The organism is Enterococcus sp. HMSC061C05 (genome assembly GCF_001814765.1).
Lineage (GTDB): Bacteria > Bacillota > Bacilli > Lactobacillales > Enterococcaceae > Enterococcus_B > Enterococcus_B lactis.
The window spans coordinates 98,728-124,879 of the sequence record NZ_KV817761.1 but is presented as its reverse complement, the minus strand read 5'-3'; the positions used below and the strand labels follow the sequence as shown (position 1 = coordinate 124,879).

The 26,152-nt window shown below is 35.5% G+C and carries 24 protein-coding genes; 4 read left to right on the top strand and 20 right to left on the bottom strand.

The window, feature by feature from the left end; genetic code table 11:
* On the bottom strand, positions 1 to 1,377 hold a 1,377-nt coding region (locus tag HMPREF2988_RS12675), incomplete at its 3' end, for an adhesive domain-containing protein (RefSeq protein WP_070770755.1).
* Positions 1,378 to 1,913: 536 nt separating this feature from the next.
* Here HMPREF2988_RS12675 and HMPREF2988_RS12670 point away from each other — a divergent pair.
* Positions 1,914 to 3,362 carry an AcpB/EbpR/MafR family transcriptional regulator gene (locus HMPREF2988_RS12670; RefSeq protein ID WP_083314645.1) on the top strand — a complete coding sequence of 483 codons (1,449 nt, stop codon included), beginning with the start codon at positions 1,914 to 1,916 and terminating at the stop codon, positions 3,360 to 3,362.
* A 49-nt stretch (positions 3,363 to 3,411) separates the two neighbouring features.
* Here the strand turns inward: HMPREF2988_RS12670 and HMPREF2988_RS12665 are convergent, their stop codons facing one another.
* The 4 genes from HMPREF2988_RS12665 to HMPREF2988_RS12650 all read right to left on the bottom strand — a co-directional run bounded on the left by HMPREF2988_RS12665 (position 3,412) and on the right by HMPREF2988_RS12650 (position 5,871).
* On the bottom strand, positions 3,412 to 3,612 hold the full coding sequence (locus tag HMPREF2988_RS12665) for a cold-shock protein (protein WP_002292860.1): 201 nt from the start codon (positions 3,610 to 3,612) through the stop codon (positions 3,412 to 3,414).
* A gap of 133 nt (positions 3,613 to 3,745) precedes the next feature.
* Positions 3,746 to 4,354 carry a superoxide dismutase gene (locus tag HMPREF2988_RS12660; protein WP_002341254.1) on the bottom strand — a complete coding sequence of 203 codons (609 nt, stop codon included), beginning with the start codon at positions 4,352 to 4,354 and terminating at the stop codon, positions 3,746 to 3,748.
* An 84-nt stretch (positions 4,355 to 4,438) separates the two neighbouring features.
* Entirely contained in the window at positions 4,439 to 4,909 is a 471-nt protein-coding gene (locus tag HMPREF2988_RS12655; protein ID WP_002310319.1) for a GtrA family protein, read from the bottom strand.
* Positions 4,910 to 4,956: 47 nt separating this feature from the next.
* Positions 4,957 to 5,871 (bottom strand): cation diffusion facilitator family transporter, encoded by a 915-nt coding sequence (locus HMPREF2988_RS12650; protein ID WP_070770771.1) that lies wholly within the window; start codon positions 5,869 to 5,871, stop codon positions 4,957 to 4,959.
* A gap of 145 nt (positions 5,872 to 6,016) precedes the next feature.
* Here HMPREF2988_RS12650 and HMPREF2988_RS12645 point away from each other — a divergent pair, with 145 nt between their 5' ends.
* On the top strand, positions 6,017 to 6,820 hold the full coding sequence (locus tag HMPREF2988_RS12645; protein WP_070770754.1) for a DUF1189 domain-containing protein: 804 nt from the start codon (positions 6,017 to 6,019) through the stop codon (positions 6,818 to 6,820).
* A 218-nt stretch (positions 6,821 to 7,038) separates the two neighbouring features.
* A complete protein-coding gene (locus HMPREF2988_RS12640) occupies positions 7,039 to 7,986 on the top strand; it encodes a phosphoglycerate dehydrogenase (protein ID WP_002315314.1) in 948 nt (315 codons plus the stop codon).
* Positions 7,987 to 8,045: 59 nt separating this feature from the next.
* Here HMPREF2988_RS12640 and HMPREF2988_RS12635 read toward each other — a convergent pair whose 3' ends face one another.
* The 8 genes from HMPREF2988_RS12635 to mltG form a co-directional block, all read right to left on the bottom strand.
* Positions 8,046 to 8,339 (bottom strand): HesB/YadR/YfhF family protein, encoded by a 294-nt coding sequence (locus HMPREF2988_RS12635; protein WP_002292868.1) that lies wholly within the window; start codon positions 8,337 to 8,339, stop codon positions 8,046 to 8,048.
* Positions 8,340 to 8,355: 16 nt separating this feature from the next.
* The gene (locus HMPREF2988_RS12630) at positions 8,356 to 9,021 is read right to left on the bottom strand and encodes a potassium channel family protein (protein WP_002315315.1); all 666 of its coding nucleotides are present in this window, start codon (positions 9,019 to 9,021) and stop codon (positions 8,356 to 8,358) included.
* A 243-nt stretch (positions 9,022 to 9,264) separates the two neighbouring features.
* Positions 9,265 to 12,375 (bottom strand): N-acetylmuramoyl-L-alanine amidase, encoded by a 3,111-nt coding sequence (locus HMPREF2988_RS12625; protein WP_070770753.1) that lies wholly within the window; start codon positions 12,373 to 12,375, stop codon positions 9,265 to 9,267.
* A 176-nt stretch (positions 12,376 to 12,551) separates the two neighbouring features.
* Positions 12,552 to 13,184, bottom strand: a complete 633-nt coding sequence (locus tag HMPREF2988_RS12620; RefSeq protein WP_002289153.1) for a response regulator transcription factor — start codon at positions 13,182 to 13,184, stop codon at positions 12,552 to 12,554.
* Positions 13,185 to 13,190: 6 nt separating this feature from the next.
* Positions 13,191 to 14,258, bottom strand: coding sequence for a two-component system sensor histidine kinase LiaS (gene liaS / locus HMPREF2988_RS12615; protein WP_002289154.1), 1,068 nt, complete (start codon positions 14,256 to 14,258; stop codon positions 13,191 to 13,193).
* Positions 14,255 to 14,986, bottom strand: a complete 732-nt coding sequence (gene liaF, locus HMPREF2988_RS12610) for a cell wall-active antibiotics response protein LiaF (protein WP_002292871.1) — start codon at positions 14,984 to 14,986, stop codon at positions 14,255 to 14,257. The genes liaS and liaF overlap by 4 nt, the downstream gene beginning before the upstream one ends.
* A gap of 168 nt (positions 14,987 to 15,154) precedes the next feature.
* Positions 15,155 to 15,634, bottom strand: coding sequence for a transcription elongation factor GreA (greA, locus tag HMPREF2988_RS12605; RefSeq protein ID WP_002289156.1), 480 nt, complete (start codon positions 15,632 to 15,634; stop codon positions 15,155 to 15,157).
* A 135-nt stretch (positions 15,635 to 15,769) separates the two neighbouring features.
* The gene (mltG, locus tag HMPREF2988_RS12600) at positions 15,770 to 16,945 is read right to left on the bottom strand and encodes an endolytic transglycosylase MltG (RefSeq protein ID WP_070770752.1); all 1,176 of its coding nucleotides are present in this window, start codon (positions 16,943 to 16,945) and stop codon (positions 15,770 to 15,772) included.
* A gap of 164 nt (positions 16,946 to 17,109) precedes the next feature.
* Between mltG and HMPREF2988_RS12595 the strand changes: the two genes are divergently transcribed.
* Complete coding sequence (locus tag HMPREF2988_RS12595) at positions 17,110 to 18,270, top strand: serine hydrolase domain-containing protein (RefSeq protein WP_070770751.1); 1,161 nt, start codon at positions 17,110 to 17,112, stop codon at positions 18,268 to 18,270.
* Between the two features lie 38 nt (positions 18,271 to 18,308).
* Here the strand turns inward: HMPREF2988_RS12595 and HMPREF2988_RS12590 are convergent, their stop codons facing one another.
* The 7 genes from HMPREF2988_RS12590 to HMPREF2988_RS12560 all read right to left on the bottom strand — a co-directional run bounded on the left by HMPREF2988_RS12590 (position 18,309) and on the right by HMPREF2988_RS12560 (position 26,151).
* Positions 18,309 to 19,256 (bottom strand): NAD-dependent epimerase/dehydratase family protein, encoded by a 948-nt coding sequence (locus HMPREF2988_RS12590; protein ID WP_070770750.1) that lies wholly within the window; start codon positions 19,254 to 19,256, stop codon positions 18,309 to 18,311.
* 197 nt (positions 19,257 to 19,453) lie between these two features.
* Complete coding sequence (locus HMPREF2988_RS12585) at positions 19,454 to 20,878, bottom strand: lipopolysaccharide biosynthesis protein (RefSeq protein WP_070770749.1); 1,425 nt, start codon at positions 20,876 to 20,878, stop codon at positions 19,454 to 19,456.
* Between the two features lie 2 nt (positions 20,879 to 20,880).
* Positions 20,881 to 21,855 carry a glycosyltransferase gene (locus tag HMPREF2988_RS12580; protein ID WP_002339639.1) on the bottom strand — a complete coding sequence of 325 codons (975 nt, stop codon included), beginning with the start codon at positions 21,853 to 21,855 and terminating at the stop codon, positions 20,881 to 20,883.
* Positions 21,856 to 21,879: 24 nt separating this feature from the next.
* On the bottom strand, positions 21,880 to 22,707 hold the full coding sequence (locus HMPREF2988_RS12575) for a LicD family protein (protein ID WP_002339638.1): 828 nt from the start codon (positions 22,705 to 22,707) through the stop codon (positions 21,880 to 21,882).
* Positions 22,708 to 22,715: 8 nt separating this feature from the next.
* Positions 22,716 to 24,098 (bottom strand): O-antigen ligase family protein, encoded by a 1,383-nt coding sequence (locus HMPREF2988_RS12570; RefSeq protein ID WP_070770748.1) that lies wholly within the window; start codon positions 24,096 to 24,098, stop codon positions 22,716 to 22,718.
* 15 nt (positions 24,099 to 24,113) lie between these two features.
* Positions 24,114 to 25,091, bottom strand: coding sequence for a glycosyltransferase family 2 protein (locus HMPREF2988_RS12565; RefSeq protein WP_002339636.1), 978 nt, complete (start codon positions 25,089 to 25,091; stop codon positions 24,114 to 24,116).
* Positions 25,084 to 26,151 carry an NAD-dependent epimerase/dehydratase family protein gene (locus tag HMPREF2988_RS12560; protein WP_002316952.1) on the bottom strand — a complete coding sequence of 356 codons (1,068 nt, stop codon included), beginning with the start codon at positions 26,149 to 26,151 and terminating at the stop codon, positions 25,084 to 25,086. The genes HMPREF2988_RS12565 and HMPREF2988_RS12560 overlap by 8 nt, the downstream gene beginning before the upstream one ends.
* Position 26,152 lies beyond the last annotated feature (1 nt).

Below are 26,152 nucleotides of genomic sequence, written 5' to 3'. Positions count from 1 at the left end.
GGCATCAGCATCAGCATCGGCATCAGCGTCCGCATCTCCTTCATCATCATCTGGAATAATTGCTGCTGTTGGCGCACTTGCTACACCATTTTCATCATAAGCAATCAATTGGATCTGTTCTAAGGGCACAACATCTTCTGCCGAGACTGGAATAGCAAAATTACCATTTTCATCTGCTTGTCCCTCTGCAATCATATTTCCTTCGTCATCATAAATACGAACTGTGGCATTGGGATCTGCCATCCCAGTCACCTCATAACCATCAGTAGAATTACCTGTAACTTCTACGTTATAAGGAGCAGTGACTTCTTCAGCTGCATAAAACACTGGAGAATAGCCATCAACATTCGAAGCAATAGAGATCGATAGAATGTCTGATTTAAGAATGGTACCGATAAATCCTGCTTCATAAGGAACAGTCATGTCGACACCTGCATTTGTTAAGTCTGCATAAGTAGGATCTTGGATCGTTGTCGGTATAGTAACAGTCGTTTCACCCAAAATACTTGCATCAGCAAGATTACCAAGGAAAGAAGAACCGACATTCACCAATGCCAAAGCGGTATTAAACGTAAGATTGAACGCTGGCTTGACTGTAACTGCTAAAGCAGTATTGATTGTTCCGGCCGCTGCATCTCCAAGAAGCCCTCCAGTTGAAGTTGCCTCGATTGCTTGAACTGCATTATTGATTCCGCTCAATATATTACTTAAATTTTCTCGTATCACGGTTTCCAAGGCACCGTCTAGCTCTCCGTAGATGTATTCATCCCCTTGCATTTGAAGCTGCAATTCTACTTCAGCAGAAGTCAGTGTACTTAAATTATTCAATAAAGCAAGTTGTTCATAAACTTCCGAAAGATTCACTGTAGCTAAAGGATTCAAATTAATCAAACCTTCTACTGCTCCTACCAAAGTAGTCACCGCTCCATCTACAATATTTAATAGAGGTGCTAAACTATTTCCTGGAAGCAAAATATCTGTGTAGAAAGTACCCGTTCCATTCGGAGTGACCAATCCTTGCATTTCTTCTGGAATAGCTAAGACAGCACGACGCGTTCCATTAATCACGCTAACATCAATACCACTATTCGCTGATATAACAAAATCAACATCCCGACTCGCCCCCTGAAGAAGAAATGGGGCAGCAGCTGTAGTCCCACTAGTATTCGTTGTACTTAAATTGTTAAACAGTTGCCCACTGATTACATCTGCATGTACTTGTTGAGAACCAATAGTAAATAATGGCGTAGCCATTGAGATTGGTGTGATCCCTAACATCACGCCAGCTGCAATGGATGTACCGGCAAGCAAGATTTTTTTCGATCTACTTTTTGCCCGTGCCTTCTGGTTCATACTTTTTTTATAATCCTTTTTCATTTTTTCCTCCTGTCACCCTTCTATCGTTCATCCCCAAATTTTTGATCGTTATAAAAAAGAAAAGATTACAACACCCCTTAGCTATCATTTTTTAATCAAAAAGATATCTTTTTGTGCAGATTTTGTTTTCAACTTAAGTCAGAGGAAGTTTAACAACATCTCAATGATAAATCTATTATTAAGTTTTAATCTTTTTTTAAATAACTATCCAGTTTTCACGAAAATAAAGTACAAAATAATCGATTTTCTATTTTTAGTATAAAATTATGCTTTTTTTATGAGATGAATTATAATGAAATTAAGCATAAAAGAATAAAAAATATTTTTATCTTTTTTGAAGTAAATTTATTCACAAATAAATAAAATAACGAGAAAATTAACCTTTTGTCTATCAAACTAAAGGTATAGCTTTTCATATAACAAACTTTTTTTATTATAAATTGTTTTTTATTCATACATTTTTTGATAAAAATAACATTATTTTTTAATATCAAGATAACTTAAGTACTAATTATTGATTGGAGGAATTAAAATTCATGGATTTTTATTCATTATTGGAAAAGACCACACGTTTGCAGATTACTATTCTTGATACCATCTATCATTCCAATAAAATTTGGTCTATCGAACAATTAGCTGAATTCACTGCTTGTGACAAACGTTCTGTACAAAATTATTGTGAACAAGTACGTACCCTCTCCATTAGCGATCAGTTCAGAAAGGAAGGGCGTAATTATTTATTTTTAGGTACCAATTCGGATTTTCAAGAATTGATTCTTTCCATTTTGAAGCGCTCGCCTATTTTTCATCTATTGAAAAATTTATGCCTTGACTCGAAAGTAACGATTGCGGAATTCTCTGAGGATAATAATATCAGTGAATCCATCCTTCGGCGGCACATTACTCGCATCAATCAGATACTAAAAAAATATCAACTGCAGATCAAAACAAAAAAAGGCGAGATGTATTTCAAAGGAAGTGAGATGCAAATTCGTTATTTGATTTATTTGATACTATGGCCATCCTATCGCAGTGTTGAATGGCCTTTTGCTTCAATAGATTTTCATCAATTATTCTCAGAAGTGGAGGATTCTTTTGCCATTGTCCATCAAAAACCAAATAAGATAAAAATGATCGAATGGTCCTTTATACTAGCTGTTACTTATCTTCGTTCTCAACAAGGACACGTTATTCCAGCAAAAGAATTACCTGATTTTTCACTTGACCTTTGGAATGGCTTTGAAAAAATGGCTGAAGAGTTAACAACGAATTATAACCGTATGCGTTTCAGTCTGACAGATAGCATGTTCTTGTTTCTTTGGATGCAATCTCGGGCTGCTTTTTATTTGAAAGAGGACTATCTGCAAACTGCTTTGCGTATCCATACAAAAATTGCGACCCCTGTAAAACAACTGCAGACTAGTTTTTATTCTTATATTCATTCCAATCGATTTAAGTCTGCCCAACTCCATTCAAAAAAGTCGCTGTTGAACAGTACACTGCTCGCAAATGGGATGCATGGATTGCTATTTCCTCAATTTTCGATCGTCAAACATGAAATTACCTCTTTTATCGAGATGAGTTATCCGGCATTCCACCGAGAAATCAACCGATTGACGGAACAATTTAAAAACGAATCTGAGGAACTTGATTGGTTGCATTCTTGGAATTTAGCAGAAGCGTTCATGTTGATCATTTCTCCTACTTACTTTAATAAAGAAATCAAAATCAAATTTGAGAGTGACCTTCCGATTGGTTTGGAGTTAGCATATATGGAAATTCTTCAAGAACAGCTGAGTATGTATTTAAATGTTGTGTTTACTAATGACCTTTTATTCAAGCCGGAATTGATCATCCGAACAACTGATACTTCTTTAAAAACCGTTACTTATGAAGAAGATGTACCTTGCTTGACAATTAGTTATGAAATGTCTAGTGAACAAATCTATTTACTTAGTCAAGAAATCAAAAAACTTCTTGAATAGACAAAAAGACACGACTCCCTAAGAAGTCGTGTCTTTATCCAACAAATTATTATAATTTAGTCACTTCAGCAGCTTGAGGACCGCGCGCACCTTCAACAATCGTAAATTCTACTTCTTGGCCTTCTTCTAGGCTCTTGAAGCCGTCTCCTTGAATTGCTGAGAAATGAACAAATACGTCATCTCCGCCATCTACTGTAATAAACCCAAATCCTTTTTCATTGTTGAACCATTTAACTGTTCCGTGTTCCATAAATGTATAGCCTCCAAAAAAGTTCTTGCAAGTAACCTTGCAAGAACATTATACCCAATTTAGAAAACGCTCGCAAGCTTTCGCTCGTTTATTTTCCAAATTATTTTTAAGACTGATATGATGGAGAAAATAGTTATTTTGCTGCTTCGAAACGTTTGTTTACTTCGTCCCAATTAATAACATTCCAAAATGCTGCAATGTAGTCTGGACGTACATTTTTATATTTCAAATAGTAAGCATGTTCCCAAACATCTAAACCTAGAATTGGTGTCTTACCTTCCATCAAAGGAGAATCTTGATTGGCAGTAGAGGTAATAGCTAATTTCCCATTCTCCATTACAAGCCAAGCCCAACCAGAACCAAAACGTCCAGCTGCTGCTTTTTTGAATTCTTCTTTAAAAGAAGAAAAATCGCCAAAAGCTTCATTAATTGCTTCTTTTATTGCCCCAGTAGGTTCACCACCCGCATTCGGTGCCATGATTTCCCAGAAAAATGAATGGTTAGCATGTCCACCACCATTGTTGCGTACAGCTGTTTTGATATCTGTTGGAACAGCATCCATATCAGATAATAATTCTTCTATTGTTTTTTCGCCTAATTCTGGATATTTTTCGATTGCTGCATTTAAATTCGTTACGTAAGTATTGTGATGCTTGTCATGATGCAGGTGCATCGTTTCTTCATCAATATAAGGTTCCAATGCGTCATATGCATAAGGTAAATCTGGTAATGTGTAAGTCATAAAAAAATTCCTCCTCAATGTTTTCTTTATAATGTCTACATTACAAAGAGTAACAAAGAGAAGGAAATTCTTCAATAGTTATGCCTAGTCGTCTTTTTCTCCTTGGCCTACTTCTTCTTCAAAAACCTCAGTTTCTTTGAAAATGAACAACTTGCTGAAAATGTAATTAGCTAGGATAACAATAATTTGAGTGATAATTTTTGCTACATATTCATTGCTGTTCATGACATTGATTAATAACACCATTGCTCCCATGTCCAACCCATAAGAAAGGATGCGGTAAAAGAAGAACTTACCACATTCAATAAGTGCATGTGTAAAATTCGGTGATTTTGAATGGAATACCCAAAGTTTGTTCGTCACAAAAGCAAACAATACAGAACAAAACCATGAAATAGAATTGGACAGAGCCATACTTAAATCAAAATATTGGCGTGCGAGGGCAAAACTAACAAAGTTCACAATCGTAGCCAAACCACCAAAAAAGAGATAAACCAGTATCTCCCAATATCCCTTTGCTTCTAAATATCCTTTTATTTGTCGATACTGCTTCATGAGCCAACCTACCTTATTAGAAATTCTTATTTATCATACTCTATTTTTCAGTAACTTTCATCTTTATTTAAAAAAATTAATTTTTTTTGGTCTTTTACATGTGTCTCTGCTTGGATCGTTACATGTGTAATCCCATACTTTAATTTTAATAAAGAAGTTATACGCGGATATACCTTTTCAATCTCGCTTAGCAGCTGATCTTCAAAATCAATATGTCCGTCGAAAATAATAATCTTTTCGCTATACTGCCAAATATGGACATGATGAACATCTTTTACCCCTTCGATTGCTTTGATTTCTTGCTCCATTTTTTCATAGTCGATTGTAGGCGCACTTTGTATCAAAATAGCCGCAGCTTTTTTAATCACTATTATCGCTTCTAACAATATATATATCGAAATGATCAATGTAATAACTGGATCAATCCAATAGATACCGAAAAATCGAATCAAAACTGCTCCGATAATCACACTTATCGAAGACAGTGTATCGCTTAACAAATGCAGATAACTAGATTTTATATTCAAACTTTCGTCTGCTTCTTGTCTCAACAATAACGTCGAAAACAAATTCGCGAGCAATCCGATAACTGCTACTATCAGCATCAAATGACTATTTATCTTTTCAGGGGAATTGAACCGTTTGAATGCTTCAGCAGCTAAAAACAAGGATAATATGATCAGTATGAATGAGTTGATGAACGCACTCAATATTTCTAAACGCTGGTAGCCATACGTATGCTTTTCATTTGCTTCTTTTTGGGCCATTTTTTGTGCTCCATAAGAAAAAATGATTGCTAATGTATCACTAAGGTTATGAAAAGCATCTGAAACAAGAGACAAACTTCCCGACGCAATCCCTCCAATAAATTCTGATAAAGTGATCACCGCATTCAGCACCACTACCCCAAATAGCTTTTTTGATGATCTCTGTGGCTGTGTATGCACGATTCGTTCCTCCATTTTATTTGTATTGGATAATCTTAAATCAAGAATAACATTTTTTTGATATTTCACCAATCATTCAGATGTTTCCTTAAAGCACTTGTATTTCACTTGATACTTCGCTAGAATTGCAAGTGATGACACTACTAGATGAGGAGTACTTATGACAACAAAACAATTAATTATCAGTTCCTTTATACGATTCAAAGACCTTAAGGAGGCGAGAAACGTTCCATTTTGGAAAGCTATTGTCTATCTTCTGGTTTTGAGTGTAATTATGGCTCTGCCAATCTCTTTTCAAGTTTTTCAAGTCTTAAATAACATTCAATTGGACGGACAAAAGATTGCTACCCGCATTCCTGATTTTACAGTCCAAAGCGGACAGCTTCAAACAAAAGAAAAAGAAGGTTTCATTTACCAAACAAACTCCATTATCTTTACATTTGATCCAGAGGGAAAACGTACAGAACAAGACATCTCTACTGATTTGATGGGAAATTTCGTTAGTGTCGGGATGTTAAAAGACAAACTTATCATTGCTCTTCCCAATACAGGCACTACCTCTGCTTTATTGAATAATAATCAGTTAGAACTTCCCTACACCAATGAATCTTTAAAAAATTTAACAGGTAAGCAGCTTCGATCCTTCTTAAGTGAAGCATCTATACCGATTTGGGTAAAAGCCCTGACCTTTCTATTTTCGATTTATCCTAGTTTCTTGAATCTGCTGATCACTTTACTATTTGCCAATGTCGCTGCTTTTCTCTATGCACGCTTTCGACTAACAAAAGCTACTTTCCTTGATTGCTTGAAGACATTGATTTATTCAATCTCGTTACCGACTATCATTGCAACACTCTTGATGATCTTTCTCCCTTCTTTTGACACTAGTGCATTTATTGCTTTTGCAGGTATCTTTATTTTTGCTCAAGCTGTCAAAGGATGGTCAAAAATATCGATCAGTTAGAAATACAGACAACTTATTATTTCAACTTCAATAAACTCTTTTAGAGGTTGTGGCAGAAGCTACTTCTGGAACACCGTTTATTCGGAAAAAGAGTTGTGACACATCTTTTGTCACAACTCTTTTTTATTTATACAATATTAATTTCTAAAAAAGCATGGCACTTCAAAGTTCTTCTTATATGCGCTACACTTAAAGTAAAGAAAGGCGGGTAATCAACTATGTCAGAAAGAATCATTTACGCAGATCGTCCATTTCGTGACGAATTTATCGAAGAAATCCATACTATAGCGCCTGGTTATGTCTTCAAGACAGAATTACAACCAGAAGATCTACCAAATGTAGAAATCAGTTTGGGTTGGAACTCAAACTATCAAGAAAAACTATTAGCCTCTTCTAACTTGAAATGGGTACAGTCTATCTCAGCGGGAGTTGATCAACTCCCACTTGAAGCATTTTCAAAAAAACATATCTTACTTTCAAATGGAAGTGGTATCCACAGTGAATCGATCACCGAGCACGTATTAGGAATCATTCTAGGTTATTCTCGCGGTCTTTTCCAAGCACAAAGGGCACAGAGTGAAATGAAATGGTTAGGTTCCTCAATCCATTACCAACCTATCCAAGGGAAAAAAATATTAATCATTGGAACTGGCCATATTGGAAAAATGATTGCAAAGAAAGTCAAAGCATTGGATATGATTTGCTATGGAATCAATACATCCGGTCATCCAGCAGAAGGAATGGAAAAAACCTTTTCTTTAAAGCAACTTCAGGAAGTTCTTCCTGAAGTAGATTTCGTCGTCAATATCTTACCTCTAACGGAGGAAACAACTGGACTCTTTGATCAACACATATTTGAACACTTTGATTCAAAAGCTGTATTTATCAATGTCGGTCGTGGCGCTTCTGTTAAAACGCAAGATTTGATACAAGCATTAAACAAGCAGCAACTTTCCTTTGCAGCATTAGACGTTTTTGAGGAGGAGCCTCTACCACAAAATCATCCTCTTTGGAAAATGGACAATGTACTGATCACGTCCCATATTGCAGGTTTGACACCTGATTTTCAAAAGAAATTAATGTCTATTTTTTTAACTAATCTAAAAAGCTACCTTGCTACTCATGACCTTCAAACCAATCAAGTCAAATTGTCTGCAGGATATTGATAGCTGAATCAGCCTATTTTAAGCAAGAGGGTGTGACAACTTGTCACACCCTCTTGCTTCTATTGTTTTTTAAAGTGATAGGTTGGTTCTTCTAGTTTTGGATCATAATCTACAAGTAAATCATATCCTTTAAAAAACCATTCATCTGCATCCTCAATAAAAAACAGTGTCCCATCTATTTCCACTTTCTTGACAGGATGTTCAGGCTGTTCCACTGACATCCCAATCGAAAAACCATCATGAACTTCTGTTTTGCCGTAGACTTTTCCAAAAAAACGTATTCCGTAAGTTTCTGGCAGATCGATTTCTGATTCAAACCATTTTTGTGCTTTTGGCGTTACTGTTAATTCCATCCTAACAACCTGCTTTCTATTGATTCATCTTATCGTCTAAAATATCCACATCGCCTGTCTCACCAATTACTAGCAGATTATCGTTTTCACGAACATATTCATCTGCTGCAGGTGAAGCGATCACCGTTTGATCTACTCTGCGAATTGCAACTACTGTTAAGTCAAAACGTTGTCTGAAATTTAATTCAGATAATGTTTTATTGAAAAATCTAGGATTGGATACTCGGATTTCTGCTAAAGAATATTTATCTGACAACTCTAGGTAATCTAAAATATTCTTTGATACTAAATTGTGCGCAATCCGTATTCCCATGTCTCGCTCGGGATGGACGACGCGATCAGCTCCGATCTTTTCAAGTACTCTGGCATGATACTCATTTTGGGCTTTTGCTAAAATATTTGGTACGCCCATTTCCTTTACCATCAGAGTAACTAAGATACTCGCTTGAATATCTTCTCCAATAGCGACAATTACATGATCGAAATTTCTTATGCCTAATGATCGAAGTGTCATTTCATCTTGTGCATTTGCTACAACAGCATGAGTGGCTATATTCATATATTCATTGACCCGATCTTCATTACTATCAATAGCCAGTACTTCTTGACCAGCTTCGATCAGTGTTCGGCAGATACTTCCGCCAAATCGTCCAAGACCTACAATTGCAAAATTTTGTTTCACCGTTTTCCTCCTTTAGTATCTTCTTTTCTCAGTATAACAAAGCCTTTACAAAAACAAAAGCAAGCATTCTTTTGCGGAAAAAGAGGTTGTAAAAGAGACGTTCAACCTTGAGCGACGACAAAATCGCGCCTTATTACCGATAGCAGTCTCTTGAATACCGTTTATTCGGAAAAAGGGACTGCGACACGACTTTTGTCACAGTCCCAAACTTTCCCCACTATCTTTCTTGTATAGTTTGTTTCACTATAATTTTTCGCCAGTCACACTCTCTACAATTCCTTTGGCGATCATGTCGATATTATTTCGGATATTTGCTACATCATTTGTATTCGTTATGAAGCCTAACTCAGCTAAACGGTAAGGTATCCCTCTTGATTGCAATACATTCATGTTTAGTAAGTCGGCTCGCAGATTGATCCCTCCTGTGTTTTGTACCGATCCCCAAAGACCTACATAATTTCGTATGACGTTGGCGATTGCATAATTTTGTGCAGTCAATGAGTTCCCATTACGATGAGCGATTACATGACCGCCCGTGCTAACCCCAATGACGCCACTGTCTAAATGAAATTCTGATACAGAAGAAAATGAACTGCTAATCGTATATGCACCTTGCATACGTTGAGAATCTTGATACATATCTGCAGCTGTATTATAAAAAGTGATCCGATTCCTCGTTAAACGAGCAGCCCATCTTTGTAAATGAGGCATCAATTCTCCTCTAGTAAAATCACGCTCATTCACACCATTATAAGAAGCTCCAGGATCATTGACTCCATGTCCCATCACAAATAGATGATTAATAGATGTCTGATAAGGATTCGTCGTTGGTCCAGGGGCTGCTGCACCTTTTTTGACAATTACGACTTGTATTGCTTCCATTGGCAAATTCAATCTAGATGTTCCAGCATATTGATCATTTTTTGCCCAATCTAACCAGCCAAGACGTGCTGAATGGACTCGGTAATAAATGTCATAGAAACGATTTAATTGTCCAGTCAAACGTATCCGAACTGCCTCTGTATGAAGAGCTCTTCCAGTTGTTCCCGAAATCTCGTTATTTCTACTATAATTTTGCCAACCTATATTTTGTACATGACTTGTATACTCCACTGCACCAGGAAGTGGCGTGTTTGCTATATTGATTCTTAAAGCTTCTATCCTAGCGCTTTGCCCTGTCAGCCCCGCATTGTTTCCATTACTTTGAACAGATTGCCAGCCAATATTTCGTAAATGTGCTTGGTAGTTTATGGTTGGATTTTGTAAAGTATTTTTATCGTAAAAAGCCGTTCCTGTACCCGGAGCTGCTTGTCCTTTTGGTACTAATTGGACTTCAACAGCTTCAACTTGATAAACAAATCCCGCAGTTCCTGCATTCTCCCCATTTCTTGCCCATCCTAACCAGCCAAAATTCGCCGAGTGGACACGATAATAGACATTATAATATTGACTCAGCTGACCTGTTAATCTTACTCTCATCGCTTCAATTTGAGCATATCGATCCGTGGTCCCTGCAATCTCATTATTTTTGACATAATTTTGCCAGCCAATATTTTTAACATGCGCACTGTATTCAATATCCCCAGTTAGTGTTGTATCTGAAATTTGCATTCTCATTGCTTCGATCCATAAATTCTGTCCAGTCGTTCCAGATGTTGCTCCATTTGTTTGATTTTCCTGCCAGCCTTGATCTTTAACAAAAGACTGGTAGGAAATCACTGGGTTATTTTTCCCTTTTTCAATAAAAGCATTGCCTGTAACTGGTCCAGTAGCCTCTTTTCTGACAAGTTGCACTTGGATTGCTTCCATTTGATATACATATCCTGCTGTACCAGCATTTTCACCATTTTTTGCCCATCCTAACCAACCAAAATTTGCTGAATGAACACGGTAATAAACATCATATGTCTGAGCTAGCTGTCCAGTTAACCGAATTTTTATTGCTTCCATTTGCAAGACTCTTCCAGTTGTTCCCGAAGTTTCTCCGTTCTTCACATAGTCTTGCCAACCTATATTTTTAATGTGACTACTATACTCGATATCTCCAGTAACACCTGTACCAGAAGTAGATAGTTTAATCGCTTCAATCCATAAATTTCTTCCCGTGGTTCCAGCAGTCGCTCCATTCGTTTGATTTTCCTGCCAGCCAATATTTTTGACATGTGTTTGATAGGTGATCGTAGGAGTCGCAGCTAACGCACTTCGTCTATAAATTGGTGAACGATCTGTGGTTTCGTCAGAAGTTTGTGCTGTTTCTTTTGTCTGAGATTCATTTTTTTCAGCTTCTACAATGACCGTGAATTCACCGAGGACTTTTTCAGCGTTCTTCAACTCTACCTTAGCTTCCCCAGCTTCTTTTGCTGTTACTTTACCGTTCTCATCTACTTCTATTACTGATGGGTCAGAAGATTCCCATAACGGATCCGATATGATACTTCCATCGGGGACACTCGTGTACGCAAGTTGTTTTGTTTCTCCTTTCTTCAATACTATAGATGATGAATCAGGTACGATAGAATCAGCCTCTTTTTGTTCTGGTTCCATATATTCGACCGTCACTTTTACTGTCAATGTTTTTTCTGCTGCTTCTTCTAATACTGCGTCGTCTGAAAAATCTACTTCATAAATATAGCTTAATGGAGTCTGTTCGCTTGAATAAAAGTGACTCCCATCATACTGCCATTTCTCTGTTTCTAAAGTCGTTTGTTCTTTCTCTGGTTTCAGCGTGTCATCATTTATTTCCCATTTATTATCCATTTTGTTTGCAATACTTGTAACCGTTTGATTTTCTCCCTTAAAATACGTTAATTCGCTATTTTGGGAAAGATCAATTTTTGAAAGTTGGTTAGATGAAACATCTAAATACGCTAATTTCTTTAATTCGTGTACATCTAATTCTTTCAGCTCATTGTTTTGTACTTCGATCTTCGTTAAATTTTTAAAGAAATTGACTCCCTCTAGTGTCTGTATCTGTAACCCTTCCAAGTTTAACTGTGTTACTTCCAATAATTCATTTGATAAGTAACCATCTTTATCTGTATCAATCATTTCCAACAACCAATTTCGAAAATGATCATCAGGAAAATTACTTTTATTGATTTCTATTTTTTCTGTTATTTCATTATTTTCTGAATATTCTCCTGAATCTTCTTCCTTAGCTGAGTCCTGTGGCAAGGAGTCGTCTGTACTTTCATGGGTCGTCGACTCACTCATTGGTTGTGTGGAAGTCTCTGTTGTATGTTCCGTTTTTAGCTCATCAGAAGTGCTGCTTTGAGTAACAGCATAAGCATTTGGCGCAATTGATCCTGTCAATAACAACAGGCTTAAGAATAGTCCTATCCACTTTTTCTTCATAATTTCCTCCCATGTTCTTTCGCTTTTCGGATAAAAATTTCTCCTATTACTATTAAACTATAAAAAAAGAAAAATGAACAGTTGGTGAACAGAAAAAGAGATTAAAAACAGGATGAATCCTTTATTTTATGTAAAAAAAGAGGGTAGATTAGCTAAATCTTTCCCTCAAAAAATCATTATTTCACCAAACCATGTTTGAATGCATAGATAGCGGCTTGTGTACGGTCTTCCACTTCTAGCTTAGCCAATATATTGGAAACATGTGTTTTTACTGTTTTCAGTGTAATGAACAATTCGTCCGCTATTTCCTGATTACTTTTCCCTTCAGAAATCAGCATTAAAATTTCATTTTCCCGATTCGTTAGTTCTTCATGTAATACAGGCTCATTTCGTCGACTCATTTTTTCCATCATTTTTGTTGTCACTTCTGGTTCTAATACTCGCTCGCCGCGTTGCGTTGCCCTTATAGCATCAGCAATTTCATGTGCGGTAGAAGTCTTCAACAAATACCCTGCTGCACCTGCTTCAATGGCAGGATAAACTTTTTCGTCATCAATAAAACTGGTTACGATAATGATTTTAGCTTCTGGCCAATCTTTTAAGATTGCTTTTGTTGATTCGATACCATCCATTTCTTCCATGACTAAGTCCATTAAAATGACGTCCGGTCGAAGTGTCATCGCCTTCTCATAGCCTTGTCGTCCATTTTCAGCTTCTCCAATTACTTCAATGTCTTCTTGAATAGATAAATAAGAAGAGACGCCTAAGCGCACCATTTCATGGTCATCTACTAATAAAACTTTTATCATCCTTATCTATGCCTCCTTCATCAAAGGGACCTTGATTTCTACACTTGTACCTTGCCCTTTAAAACTAATGATTTTTACTGTTCCACCAATACCAGCTACTCGTTCTTTGATATTGTTCAATCCATAACTTCCCGTTTTCGTTTCATTCATATTAAACCCTGTTCCGTCGTCAATAATACGCAATAAAAGATTATTGTCTATTTTATGCAAATATACCTCTAATTCATTGGCTTTGGCATGTCTTAATGTATTTGATAACAATTCTTGAACGATTCGGAACAAGTGATCCTCAATGGAACTAGATAGTTTTACATCTTCTACATCCCATTTCAGCGAAATCTGGATTTTATTTTGCAATTCCTTCAATAACTGCTCGATACCTTGCTTTAAACTTTTCTCTTCTAAATTGACTGGACGCAGATGAAGAAGCAGTGCACGCATCTCAGACTGGGAAGCGTTGATGATCTCTGCTACCATTTTCAACTGCTTGCGGAACATTTCTGGTGTCTCGCTTTTTTCTGCTTGCTCCGTCAATGCCGACATCATCATCATTGCTGCAAACAATTGTTGCGAAACTGAATCATGCAGCTCACGGGCTAATCGATGTCTTTCTAATTCTAAAATTTCTTCTTTGGTTTGTCCATCTACATATTGGGGACGGCTCGTTACAATTTGTAATTCACTAGATACTTCAATCATTTTTTCTTTTATTTTAGTGATTTCCTTATCAATATCTTTGATGTATAAATCGTCCGATGCACTTGGGATCGGAAGAAGCAACAATTTGGATTCATAATTGCCAGAAGAGAGTGCACGCAGCTTTTCTTCGATTTTCCCGTATTTTGTCTTTTGAATAAGTGATAATAATAGAAAGACGATTAATCCTACACCTAAGGAAATGGCTAACAAATGGAAGATAAGCGGAACATATAATAAACGTGCACGCAGTAATTCTCCCCACCAATGACTTTGATTACTGGCATAAAAATAAGTGAAAAGTGAAAATAGAATAATAAGGAAAGCCGCAATCCCCGAATAAACAGCTAGCATCGCTCTGGATATTTTTCCCATCATATTCGTATCACCTCGACATCTCCAATCAAGGTATTAGTAATAATCTTCAGTCTACGAGGGTTTTCATCATAATCACTGCTGTAGATTTTGATTTGTTCATTTTTCAAAGAAAATTGCTCTTCTTCAAACAAGACATTTCCTACTAATGTCGCATGCTCTAATCGGATGGCTACGCCCAAAGGTACTAAGATCCGTGTTCTGCCTATCCCTTTTCTTACAATCACAATATTATCATCTTTTGGCAAAAGCGTATTGCCCAAATCTATGATAGTATCACCAGAAATGACGGCGATGTTGATATCGTCCCATTCATAGACGTCGTTTCCAATACGTTGGTTACCGAATAATTGCTGTCTTTTCCGCTCATTATTATGTGTTTTTAATTGCTCTGTTTGGATCATCATGATCTGTTTCTTTCGCCAAAAAGCATTTTTAGTTAAATCTATCCCTGAAATCTCTACACCTTTTAGTCCAATAAATAAAACGGCAAATACAGCCATCATCCATAAAGCAGGACTGTTGACTAAGCTAAAAAAAATGACCAAACTTCCTAATATCAATTGAAAATTTTGAAATTTAGTACGAGGATGTTTGCGCATAGCTAGATATATATTAAAAATACCGAATATCACTAAAAGCAAAAGTCCAGTATTGTTTACAATTTGCCAAACAGCAAATAACAGCAGTAGTGCTTCAACTACCACAAAAAAACGCCAAGAACTATTCATCGCTCTTTCTCCCTCCTGACACATTCTCATTTCATCATACCTATTTTTTTAACTGTTGGCTATAGGACTTTAGATGTAAGATCGTTTGTTGAAATCTGAAATACACAAAGAGAAAAAGATCTAGAGTGTATCATCAGTAAGATGAACTCTCTAGATCTTTCAGTCAGACTACGCTTGTTCTACTTTGACGATTTTAACTAACATATCGCCACCTGGAGTAGCAATAGTTACTTCATCATTTTTACGTTTGCCAATCAATGCTTGCGCAATAGGAGAATCATTGGAAATTTTGCCAGAAAACGGATCTGCTTCAGCACTTCCGACAATCGTGTACTCTTCTTCTTCTCCATCTGGTAGTTCGATGAATGTAACTGTTTTACCAATTGATACCTCATCTGCATCTACACCGTCGTTATCGATGATTTGAGCAAAACGAATCATATTTTCAATTGTTGTGATTCTTCCTTCAACAAATGCTTGTTCATCTTTCGCTGATTCATATTCAGAGTTTTCGGAAAGATCTCCGAAACCGCGGGCAATTTTGATTCGTTCAATGATTTCTCCGCGTTTGACTGTTTTTAGTTCTTCTAATTCTTTTTCTAATTTTTCTTTACCTTCTAGAGTCATTGGATAAACTTTCTCTACCATGTGTAACGTCTCCTTTTTTCGATAAAATACCGCAAAAGGTAATCTTTTGAGGAATATAGTCCAAAAAAGATTACCACGCTTTTCTTCAAATGTAAATGTTTTTCTAAAAATGATCAATGTCTAGAGCCTGTTTTTCTAAGAATTATTTACATATTTTTCCACTAATTCCATATGTTCTTCATATGTTTTAGCGAAATAAACATTTCCAGTGCTCGTATCTGCTACGAAATAATAATAGTCATTTTCTGCTGGTTCTAATACTGCCTTGATTGCCTCTTCGCTTGGATTGTCAAAAGGTCCAGGCCCATAGCCGGTATTGGTATACAAATTATATGGTGAATCTACAGCTGTATCTTCATACGTCACTATTTCTTTGTGTTCACCTAATGCGTATAAAACAGAGATATCTGACTGAAGTGGCATATTTGCCTTGATTCGGTTAAAGAAGACTTGTGCAATGTTTTTACGATCGTTTTCTTTTACGCCTTCTTTTTCAACTAGAGAAGCTAGAGTTAAAACTTCTTGTACAGTCAAATTTTTCTGCTTGATAGCTGAATAATAGTTTTGCATGACCGTATTCGTCTTGTTCACCATTTCAATCACTAGATCCTTAAGCGAAGTACTCGTGTAATAATCATATGTGGCTGGGAATAAGTAACCTTCCAAACGGTATTTTGTGTTCTCAGCTTTAGATGCACTTTCCAACAGTTCTGGGAATTTTTGGTGCAACTCGTTAAAGAAAGTCTCATCATTCACTAAATCTAAAAATTCTTTCTTGTCTTTACCAGTTACCTTCGCTACCCGTTCAGCAATCTGATCGATATCGTACCCTTCTGGAATGGCAATTTTCCCATCTGCAACTTTTGTTGGCTCAGAAGTGCCGCCTTCTTGCAGCTGTTTGCCAATCTCGTCAAGAGTCATATTAGGCGCTAACTGATAATAGCCAGCTTGAAAGCCAGTTAAATTTTTAAATTTTGTATAATAATTGAAAACAATCCCGCTTTTAATAATATTGTCCTTCTCCAAAATCTCACCAATCTGCTTGTTAGAAGAGCCACTCGGGATCTCCACTTGGACTAATTGGTCATCTGATTTATCTAAAGGCTTCAACCCGCTATCTACATAACGATACACGGTAAATCCAAGAAATCCGCCAATAATTAATAATGTAAGAGCAATCACTAAAATGATCTTCCTCACAATCTTATCTTCTTTTTTACGCAGATTTCTCCGCTTGTCGATTATATCTGCTGTAGCTGCCTTACTGGCTTCTTTTTTATCTTTACTTGGGTGTTGTTTGTTTCCTGACAAAACAACTCCTCCTTACTATCATCTTCGTAACTCTGTTTATTATACATGAAATTTCTACTGCCGTGAATTATTTTACCAAATATTATGTCAAAATTGTAAGTGGCAAATACTCTTTTTGAGGATTACAATGAAAAATAGTTAAAAATGGATAGAAAGGAATTAACATGTCAAAAGGAAAACATCGAAAAAAACAAAAAATTTCTATTTCTTTTCTTGTAATTTTATTATTGTCTGTCTGCTTCTTTTCAACAGGTATCATTATAGGAGGTCAATTAACAAAAATACCTCAGTCCCAAACTTATAAAGCGGAGCCAACACAACTTACTTCCAATTTAACGCCCGATGAGCAGAGGCTTGCTAGCAAAATTGATCAATTACTACAAAAATCAGATTATATCGGTTCGATTTATGTACGCAAAAATAATCGCGTACTATTAGAAAAAGGATATGGATATGCAAATCTGCGCGTAAAAGAATCGAATTCACCTTCTATTTACTATCAAATCGGTTCGATTCAAAAAGCAATGACTGCTTTACTGATACTAAAACAAATCCAAGCTGGTAAGTTAACTTTTGACACAAAGTTAGCAGAATTTTATCCTCAGATTCCTGGAAGTCAGCAAATCACAATCAAAAATATGCTTTATATGCGCTCTGGTCTTCATCGAACTGCTTCTCCAGACAAACCTATGTCGGATAGTGAAATCATTCAGTTCGCCCTTCATCATTTGAAACTTACTGATTATGATACGTATCATTATGAACCATTGAATTATACATTGCTTACAGGGATATTGATCAAACTAACGAATCAGCCTTATGAAACTCTTCTAAAAAAAGAAATCATTCGTCCTCTCCATCTAGAACATACAGATTTTTATGACAATGTAAAAAATTCGCCTCAACATGCTGTATCTTACCAGATGTCTGCAACTGACGATTATTCAAAAGCATTGATCGAGCCTGAAACCGACATCCGAAATGAATTAGGTACAGGAAACATAAGTATGTCTGTTTATGACTTGAACAAATTCTTTACCAGTGTTCTTTCTGGCGGTATCATACCAAAAGAACTACTTTTCTCATTGTGGCAAAATAATGGTGATAAACATCCTTACAGCGGCGGTGTTTACAGTGGAAACGATTATATCCTTGCTCAGGGGAATATCAATCGATTCCATGCAGTAGTGGCGATGAAAAAAGACACTAAAGATGCCATCGTTATGGAAAGTAATATCCAATCAGATAAAAACATCAAATTGCCGGCCACTGATTTAAGAAATCAGATTTATGAACTGATGGAAGGTGTTAATTTAAAAAGCTAAGTCGAAACAAAAAAACCAGCATCTTGCTGGTTTTTGTTTTAGTTGATTTCTGACTTTAAATACCGTTCCATTCCGCTCAATATATCAAATTTAGGCTGATAGCCTAAAGAACGAATTTTTGAAATATCCGCTAAGGAATCACGAATATCCCCTGAACGCTCCGCTTCATATTTAAGCGCTAGCTCTGTTCCTAAGATTTGATCAATTGAATGGATCAATTCAAGTAGCGTAGTGCTTTTTCCTGTACCGACATTGAATTGCTGTCCTAAAGCTTTTTCTTCCTTGGCAACAAGTAAAAGTGCTTGTATAACATCTTCTATATAAACAAAGTCTCTAGACTGACTCCCATCGCCAAATAAAGTAAATTCCGCTTTTTCTCCTGCCAATTGTTTTTTGTAACGATCCACTAGAATCGAAATGACTCCGCTATATGGAGAGCTCGGATTTTGATTTGGGCCATAAACGTTAAAAAATCGGACAGCACTTGTTGGAACATCATATAAATGACAGTAATCCAAAACATATTGTTCTGCTGCAAATTTATCGATAGCATATGGTGTTAATGGACGGATGACTGATTCTTCTTTTTTTGGCAGTGTTGGTTCATCACCATAAACTGCAGCTGATGAACTAAATACTAATCGTTTTAAATTAGATTGATATTTCCGTGCTAACTCAAGCAATAAAAGCGCACTGTCAAAATTTACACGATGTGTTTCTACAGGCCGTTCTACAGAATCTGCCACACTAGCTACAGCAGCTAGATGAAAAATATAGGCAAACTGATATTCTTTCATGATTCTTTCCATCAATTGAGAATCTGATACATCCCCCTCAATGAAAGTCACTTGTTTCTCCATATCCAAGTTTTCTTTTTTTCCCATTGATAAATCGTCGACTACTACGATTTTGTTTTCTTTTCCCAAATAATTTGCTAGCGTTGAACCGATAAAACCAGCTCCGCCAGTAATCAATATAGTATCCACAAGTTTCACTCCAATTATGCATTCTCATACTTAATACAGTTAGTTTACCATTTTTAGCCAGGAAAAACTATATAAAGAATACACAGTCTAAATGGACTGATAGCCGAATTCTACAAATTAATCGCTTCAAAAATATAAAAACAGCAGAGTAAATTCTAGCCGAACCTACTCTGCATTATTTTATATTTCAATATAGCTTAACGTTCTTTTAATAACAAGCGAAATTCGCCAAAGCTCGCAAGGAAGCTGCGATGTACATATAGCAAATAAATCACATAAATCAAGCTATAGATACCTAGACTAATAAAGTCACCGCCAAACCAGATGTTACTAAAAATAAAAGCAATCGTTAGAATCGTTTCTACCAACTGTCTGTATCCAACAGGTAATTTCATTCCACGACAAAGAAAATATTCTGCTAAATTACAGCGAAACGCTAAACTCAACAATATCAAGCCTACTGCCAAATTCAAGTTACCTATCACAAATATAATGACTAATGAAGCCACTAACGAAAAGGATAGCGTCATCACGTTGACCATTAATATCGTTTTTTCTTTACGCAAAGTCTTTAAATACGTATTAATAAGTAAAGACATTCTTCCTTCATAAATAACGATCGGAAACAAGATTCCCATAAAATTCAGACTTTCCGTATATTCGGGTAGCCACATGGTCAAAACGATTTTTGCTGGAACGTAAAATAACAGCAAACCGTATGTTAATGGAACAAATAGATCACGTAAAACACGGAATAATTCAGGTAGCCTTTGCTGATTTGTCCTTCTTAGTAATGGAAACATAACAATTCCTACTGCATTAACAAATGTTAGGAACATATTTGAAATACTCAGCGTAAAGGACAGTTTACCGAAAGTTTCGATTGACCATCGTTGTTGAACAAAGAACCGAATAGTTCCAATAATGAGCATGCTAGCAATACTACTCAACATTAACTTACTACCGATGTTGATATTATCAAAAATTTCAGGGACAAGTTCTTTTAGACCCATCATATTGATTTGCAACATATCTTTGACTCGAGTCATTCCCCAAAGCGTCACAATCAATTTAGAAGCAATATCCATAATAATCAGCCAATAAAAATCTCTACCGCCTAAAGCAAAGTAAATAGCAATAAATAAGACATAAAGATATCGATCATTCCGAGAAAGCTGCGCATATTCTTTTATTCGATTCGTCGATTGGAAAATATACAGAATAAAAGTTTTGACAATCGTAATCACTGAAACGACAGCTGTCAATATTAAAATGAGTGATTGGGAACTGTTTGGCATAAAGAAATAAGCCCAAATAACTATAGCTATTGAAACAAAGAACTCAAAAATCGTTAGATACCAAAATTGCGAACCTAATGAACGTTTATCGATATCTTTATACTCTTCCCCGCCTATTTTTAAGTAAATACCGTCAATCCATCCAAAATGCAAAAAGCCTACGTACGAAGAATAAAATACATATAGTTGCCAATAACTATACTCAGTTACTCCTAATAATTTTGGCACGAATAAATTTAGTAGGATTGAGATACCTAATGTAGCAAAATTTGCGGCTACTGTATAATATAAATTTTTTACTACTGATTTTGCTTTTTCATTCATACTCATGACCTCTTACTTTTATTCAATTTTAAGACGTGGTATAAATCAGCAGCATAATTAAATTTATTTTTATAGCGAAATGCATTTGCGAAAACAGAACTCAATTTTTTCTTTGTTAAAATATTGATTCGCATTAGATTTTCTTTTTTCATCTTATCTATAATCATTTCTTTTTGTTCTATATTTTCAATAGATTCCTGCTTCTTCATAAACATTTTTGCTGAATCTAGACGAACATTGAATCTTTTTAATGTATTAATCCTACCATCATAGATTCCATTTTGTTTTCTTGCAGTAGATACTTCTTTTTGAAATGAACTATCCCCATGTCTTCTAAATTTAATTGTAGGTATGGGCAAATAGTATAATTGATCAAAAATCAAAGCTGCACCCCACATTGCTAAATCATGAGCTGATTTTTCGGCTATGGTATAGTATTCTTGTACTTTTGGAACAAATTCTTTTTTTACGGCAAATACACACCCTGGTCTTTTCAATAAAATATTTTCTGAGCGAAAGACTACTTTTGATGCACCATCTTCGTCGATAGTCTTAAGTTTTCTTAATTTAGCAGAACTACCTGTCTCTTCAATTATTTCAGTATAATCAGAAACCAAAACTGAGATATTTTTATTTTTCTCAAATGGTGCGCACATTTTTTCGATTTTATCGGGTAACCATATATCATCTTGATCACAAGTAAATATAATTTCCTTGGTAGCTGCAGAAAGAAGTTCCATGAAGTTATCTCGCCATCCGCGATTTTTCTCATTTACTTTGAATATCCAGTTGTCCAGCTTATTTTTTTCAATAAACTTCCGGATTAAATCTGCTGTTTTGTCTTGAGAGCCATCATCATAAATCAAAACTTCATCAATTAATTTCGTCTGGTCACGAAGTGATTTTAATTGCTCTATGATGTACTTTTCACCATTATAAGTAGCCATTACCACAGAAGTTGTTAATTTTTCATTCATTATATAAACCTCGTATTCATCTTCTTAATCCTTAAAATAAAAATCGTATGGATGATGTGTGACTCTTTCTTCTTCAGGCGGTAATTCCATATAGTTATCATATCTAAGAGTTAAGAATTTATCTCTTTCTTTAATAGCCATAAAAGTATGTCCTTCAAATTCTACATCTTCATATTCTTTGAACCAGTCAGTTGGAAAAACACCCCAATAGATGTTGATGAATTCCATATATCCACAGAATTCTGCTTCTTCAAACGGATATTTTGTTACTAGAGATTCATATTTATTTTTCCAGTAGTTATAATCCCCTTGGCGAAGTAATTTACGATATTTTGGATAGTATAAAATTCTTTTAGCTTTAGCTTTCAGCCAAGAACGTGAAATAGCATAAGAGTGATTCAAAGAAAAAACCATATTCGCTCGATATAATTCGCAAAGTTCACCAAATTTTTTACGTTCATTCAAATCTGTTGGGAACCCATCAATAGGGAAAATATCGACATAAACGCCAAGATTTTCATCCTCACTATTATAATATTGCTTGCTTACCGCTTTTGTATGCTTATCAACTAATTTGGCAAACGCATAACGATAATTCTCAGTATTTTCCGGACTTAAAAGAAGATAGTCTTCTTGTTTTTTGAGCAACTCAAGTAGTCGTTCATAGTTGGGCCTTGTTAAGACGATGTCTAAATCATCATCCCACGGAATATACCCCTTATGTCGTTCAACACCAATCAGACTCCCGTAAAAGATAGAATAATCAATATTGTGTTCTCTACATAATTTGTCAATATATACTAAGATATCTACGCTTATACGCTGGATATCTTCATTCGTTAGTTTTTTCATTTCATTATTCACTCACCTTTTACTTTAGTGTATTCAAATGCAGAAATTCCGCCTAAATACAACCAGAAAATAAAACTTCCTATTTTATTTACTAAAACGAGTTCTGTTAAAAACATAGCAGAAATCAAAATTGCAAGTACTGCCATGGTATTTAACACATACGAATCGTAGTCTTTTATAGTACGCATAAATAGTTGTCGCAATGTATTCCAAATCTTAATTCCAAGAAATACAAGTAGCGGTATAGTCCCTAACAGACCTGTTGTTGCTAATAAATAGAAGATAAAATTATGGGAAGTTTGTTTTTTTGTTGCAATGAACGTATTCGGTAATTCTTTTTGAGCATAATTAACCAAATTACGAGGTGAACTCCCGACAAGCGGACTACTTTGAAAAATCTCAAACGAACTTTTCCATAAAGCAAAACGATTATTAGACACATCGTCCTTATTTACAACATCATCCCGTTTTAAACTGATAGAATTCTGATCTTTATCTGGATTTTCAGACTTTCTAGGAACATATCTTGCTGTTATATTGATCAATTTAGGGGCAGCATATTTCCCTGCTTCAGCAATTCCTAAAACAGCTCCAGTTCCAATAACCCCACAGATTACTGCCAATAACAATTTAGAAGCAATCGTCTTCCCAAATCGGTTATAGACAATAAAGAAGATAGCAAAATAAGCACACAATACCAAAGCAATCTCTGCTGTTCTTGATCCAGATAAAATGATGTAAGCAAATTGAAGAAGGATCGTAACTATGCTATAAATTTTTGCCATTTTGTTTTTATTCGTCATTAATAGCTTTACAGCAAGAAAAACAACTGCTACAGAAGTTGCACCGGCAAAATTAGGGTCAGAAAAAACACCATACAAACGGTTCTCGACAAATCCTGCTCTAAACCCATTATAGAATTTATCTAACTCCTGTACGTAGGAATAATTTAATGCAAACATTCCTAAAGAGATAAGAGCTAAGAGATTCCAACAAGCAAGCAATATTTTTTCAAACATAGGAATGATTTGTTTGAAATGGTCCTCCCTACCTATACGAAAAACGACAAAGAGATAAATAAATTGCCAAATTACTAACTTGATATTATCGACGATTCCGGCAGGACCGTTTAAAAATGTGGATAATAGTATGGCTAGTATGAAAGCTAGAAGCAGGTAATCTGCTTTTTTCAAGCTGAAATTCTTAGTAAATATATCTACTGCAGTGATTAATGCTGCCCATACCGTAATCAGTGTAAACAGCAAGGTATCATATTTTGAGGGAATCAGACTGTAGTAATTGATGATACGAATAATCAGTGCTATCCCAAATATTAAAATAAACCCTTTTTTACTATATTCTGAGTATTTATGAAACTTAACAGAATCCATTTTTTACACACTCACCTAACTATTTTTACTTTTGTATTTCTCATCTTCCAAAATTGCAAGTTTCTTATACAATCTCACATTCAACTGCAATACAGTTGCAGCTATTTTTCTGTTTCTAGTGAAATATGGACTACGTAGTATAAAAGTATAGTTTTTCCTTAAAAAATCAACAATTTGTTTCGTAACAGTACTTTTTTTCTCAGCATGACTAATCATTATTTTATCTAAGACAATGAAATATGCCCAACAAACTCTAGTATGTGCAATATCTGAATATTCAGGATAATTCGTTGCAATATACTTCTCATTCATTTCCCAAGCTTCTATTGTACTCAGATCTTTTTCGGAATAAGGAGAAGTCGTAATACTATTCGTTCTATGGTAATAATAGTATTTAGGTGTCATATCTACGACAACTTTTTCTACATTTTCTAACAAATGGAACATTACTGCCCCATCTTCCGTAATTTTTCCAATTGGATATCTTATATGATTAAATAATTCTTTTTTATATAATTTATTTACCGGATGGACAGATATCACTTTTGCTTCCAATATCATTTTAACAGTTTCGTTTTTTGTTAATACGTAATGACCAGGTGTCTTTGCCTGAGGTTCTTTACCTTCATAAACATCGTAGATTCCGCAGATAGATAAATCCGCTTTTTCTTCAATCAAGTTATTATATAGAAATTCATACATATCAGATTCAATATAATCATCACTATCAACAAAACCGATAAATTTTCCTTGTGCATTTTCTAAACCTGTATTTCTGGCTGAGCTGACACCACTATTAGGTTGATGTATTACTTTTATGCGCTTGTCTCTTTGTTGATATTCATCGCATATTTCCCCCGAACGGTCAGAGGATCCGTCATCTACAAGAATTAACTCAAAGTCAGCAAATGTTTGTAACAAAACAGAATCAATTGCTTTAGCTAAATACTTTTCTACATTAAAAACCGTCATGATAATACTAATCTCACACATTTTGCTTCTCACCTTTAACTAATTCTACTGTGTGTATCAATGATTCTTTCAATTCAAATATTGGATACCAACCATTTTCTTTGATTTTCTTGTTATCAAGTATCGCTGTACTAGCTTTTGAAAAACCTTTTTGTTCAATCTCATCCGGCAATTCAAAAATTACTTGTTTGCCGCTGATATCAGCTAGCTGTTGTGCTAATTCTTTTAGTCGTAAATCAAAGTTTTCTGAAGAAACATTGTACGCCTCTCCTTTTTCTCCTTCAAGCAGTAAATGAAGAATAGCAGAAACAGCATCTCCAACATAAACATACGAAAAATATTGATTTCCTTCACTTTTTAAAACAATATCCTTTTGTTCGACTGCATTTAAAATAAATTGTGAGGATGCTTTCGTATCAGATAAAAGCATTGTCGGACCAAACGTACGGCAGAGCCTTGGAATCACGATGTCGAGGTCGTGTTTTGCGATGTAGGCTTGGCATAATGATTCACTGACTCTTTTTCCTTCAGGGTAGCCTGCTCTCAGTGTATTACAATCGATATACCCGCAGTAATCTTCTGTGAATTTTTCTATATCGCCTCGATTTTCGCCATAGATTTCTACTGTTGATAAAAATAATACTCTCTCAGGCTGGGTTGCTACTGCATGTTTCAATACTTGCTCTGTACCTGCAAGATTAGTCATGATCGTACCGATTGGATCAGTTGCGTAAGCCTTAGGATGTGTGTTACTTGCACCGTGTATCAAATAGTCAGCTTGAATTTCTTTTGGTAAGGGTTCTGTGACGTCACCTTCAACAATTTCGAAAGTATCTAAGGCAAGATAACTGGCAAACCTTTTTTCAAGCTTCTGACGGTTTCTGCCCATAGCATATACTTTGATTTTGATGTCTAGTTGTTCATTAGCAGCCATCAACGTATCAATCAAAAAAGAGCCGATCATTCCCGAAGCGCCAATCATCAGAACGGATTTGCCATGTAGCTGTTTTATTTTTGGTGTATGATTGATCACTTTTGCCAAATCTTTTTGGTACATTGGTTGTTTAATCAACGTCATCATC